Origin of the sequence: Microbacterium sp. (assembly GCF_032084865.1) — a bacterium.
Classification (GTDB): domain Bacteria; phylum Actinomycetota; class Actinomycetes; order Actinomycetales; family Microbacteriaceae; genus Microbacterium.
In genome coordinates, this window is record NZ_DAMDLU010000218.1 from 1 (window position 1) to 2,847 (window position 2,847).

Annotated in this window: 3 protein-coding genes; 2 read left to right on the top strand and 1 reads right to left on the bottom strand. The window is 71.2% G+C overall.

The annotated features are described in order from the left end of the window. On the bottom strand, positions 1-583 hold a 583-nt coding region (locus RT309_RS14605), incomplete at its 3' end, for a TRAM domain-containing protein (RefSeq protein ID WP_313358199.1). A gap of 50 nt (positions 584-633) precedes the next feature. Between RT309_RS14605 and RT309_RS14610 the strand changes: the two genes are divergently transcribed. Both RT309_RS14610 and RT309_RS14615 read left to right on the top strand, forming a co-directional pair. Further along, positions 634-1,281 carry a Maf family protein gene (locus RT309_RS14610; RefSeq protein WP_313358201.1) on the top strand — a complete coding sequence of 216 codons (648 nt, stop codon included), beginning with the start codon at positions 634-636 and terminating at the stop codon, positions 1,279-1,281. Between the two features lie 67 nt (positions 1,282-1,348). After that, on the top strand, positions 1,349-2,847 hold a 1,499-nt coding region (locus RT309_RS14615; RefSeq protein ID WP_313358202.1), incomplete at its 3' end, for a biotin carboxylase N-terminal domain-containing protein.

Sequence of the window (2,847 nt, forward strand, 5' to 3'; positions counted from 1 at the left end):
CGCCCGCCTCCACCAGATCGACCCGGCCCGGCTTCTGCGCGCGCAGACCGAACCCCGCCGCCTCGACGGCGGGGCGAGCCAGCGGCAGGGTGGCGACGTCGATCACGCGGTGGCTGCGCGCCGCGTACGGGCCCACACGGCCCTCGGCGTCGACGTGCAGCGAGACGCGGGTGCGCCACCGGGTGCCGTCGCCCTGATCGACCGGCTCCACGGCGGGAGCGGCAAGCCCGCCGCCGGCGAACTTGTCGAGGGCTTCCTGCAGCACCTGTCGCTTCAGCACGCGCTGGTGGGCCAGATCGATGTGCCCGAGATCGGCGCCGCCCACCCGCTCCGCGGGAGCGCGGGAGATGTCGGCCTCTGCCCACACGTGGTCGCGGCGATGCGGCGACGCGTCGAGCACCTCGCGCGTCTCGGCGCGCCAAAACCGCTTGCTGTCGTCCCCCTCGGTCACCTCGGCGCGCACGCGCTCTCCGGGAATGGCGTCGGGCACGAACACGACCCGCCCCTCGTGGCGGGCGATGAAGGTGCCGCCGTGCGCGATGCCGGTGATGTCGAGGTCGAGCGTGCGGGCCGAAGAGGTCATCCCTCCAGGATCCCACACACCACTGCGAGCCCACGGGCTAGCGTGGAGGGATGCGCGTGTGCCTGGCATCCACCTCCCCTGCCCGTCTGATGCTGCTGCGGCAGGCGGGCATCGAACCGCTCATCGTGGCGCCCGCGGTCGACGAGGACGCCGTCGCGCAAGACGCCACCGCGGAGCAGGGTGCGCCGCTCGCACCGGACGAGCTGGTGCTGCTGCTCGCGCGCGCGAAGGCCGCCGACGTCGCCGGGCGCATCCACGCCGAGCATCCGCGCTTCGACGGCATCGTGATCGGCGGCGACTCGATGTTCGAGATCGGCGGGCAGGTGCACGGCAAGCCGTACACGCCCGAGGCGGCGCGCGAGCGCTGGCAGCAGATGCGCGGCGCCACCGGCATCCTGCACTCCGGGCACTCGGTCTTCCGGGTCGGTCCCGACCTCGACCCGGTCGAGGCGACGGCGGTCGCCGAGGCGGCCGTCACCTTCGCCGCCGATGTGACGGATGCCGAACTGGAGGCGTATATCGGCAGCGGCGAGCCGCTGCACGTGGCGGGCGCGTTCACCGTCGACAGTCTCGGCGGGCCGTTCATCACGCGCGTGGAGGGCGATCCGTCCACGGTGGTGGGCATGTCGCTCTCGACGCTGCGCCGACTCGCCGCTGAACTCGGGGTCGTCTGGACCGATTTGTGGGCGCAGTCCTAACGGATTGCGGTATTTCTTGTGGAGAGTCGTCAAAAGTATCGGCGCCGATCTCGCTAGGCTGAAGCCCATGCCTGATATCGCCAAGGTGCTCATCGCCAACCGCGGCGAGATCGCCGTACGCATCATCCGCGCCGCCCGTGACTCCGGAATCTCCTCCGTCGCCGTCTACGCCGACCAGGATCGCGACGCCATGCACGCGCGTCTCGCCGATGAGGCTTACAGCCTCGACGGGTCGACGAGCGCTGCGACCTATCTGCAGATCGACAAGCTCCTCTCCGTGGCGCGTCGCGCCGGCGCCGACGCCGTGCACCCCGGGTACGGATTCCTCGCCGAGAACGCCGACTTCGCGCGAGCCGTGATCGACGCGGGCATGATCTGGATCGGTCCCCCGCCCGAGGCCATCGAGGCGCTCGGCGACAAGGTGACCGCCCGTCACGTCGCCGAGAAGGTGGGCGCACCGCTCGCCCCGGGCACGCCAGGACCCGTCGCGGGCGCCGACGAGGTCATCGCGTTCGCGAAGGAGCACGGCCTGCCGATCGCCATCAAGGCGGCGTACGGCGGCGGCGGACGCGGTCTCAAGGTCGCGCGTGAACTCGACGAGATCGCCGAGCTGTTCGAGTCCGCCACCCGCGAGGCGGTCGCCGCCTTCGGCCGCGGCGAGTGCTTCGTCGAGAAGTACCTCGACAAGCCCCGTCACGTCGAGACGCAGTGCCTGGCGGACGCCCAGGGCAACGTCGTCATCATCTCCACTCGCGACTGCTCGCTGCAGCGACGTCACCAGAAGCTCGTCGAGGAGGCGCCCGCGCCGTTCCTCACCGACGAGCAGAACGAGCTGCTGTACTCGGCGTCGAAGGCGATCCTCACCGAGGTCGGCTACATCGGCGCCGGCACCTGCGAGTTCCTCATCGGCGCCGACGGCACGGTGTCGTTCCTCGAGGTGAACACCCGCCTGCAGGTCGAGCACCCGGTGTCGGAGGAGATCACCGGGATCGACCTCGTGCGCGAGCAGTTCCGCATCGCCGCCGGCGGCACCATCGACTACGACGACCCGACGCCGCAGGGTCACTCCTTCGAGTTCCGGATCAACGGCGAGGATCCGGGTCGCGGATTCCTCCCCCAGCCCGGGCCGATCAACGTCTTCAAGACGTTCGGCGGCCCCGGCATCCGTCTCGACTCCGGCGTCACCGCCGGCGACACCATCTCGGGCGCCTTCGACTCGCTGCTGGCGAAGATCATCGTCACCGGACGCGACCGCGCCGAAGCTCTCGAGCGCTCGCGTCGTGCCCTCGACGAGTTCGAGGTGGCGGGCATGCCGACCGTGCTGCCCTTCCACCGCAAGGTCGTCCGCGACCCGGCATTCGTCGCCGCCGACGGCGAGTTCGGCGTGTACACGCGCTGGATCGAGACCGAGTTCGTCAACGACATCCCCGCGTGGGACGGCGAGCTCGATGAGCCGGCCCCCGCACCCGGCCGGCACACCGTCGTCGTCGAGGTCGCCGGCAAGCGCCTCGAGGTGAGCCTGCCCGACCGCGTCGTCCCCGCGGTCGCCGGCACCGCCGGCCGTCC

Excerpts from the sequence above, each read along its gene's own strand:
- RT309_RS14610 (WP_313358201.1), top strand. The coding sequence starts at position 634 with ATGCGCGTGTGCCTGGCATCCACCTCCCCTGCCCGTCTGATGCTGCTG.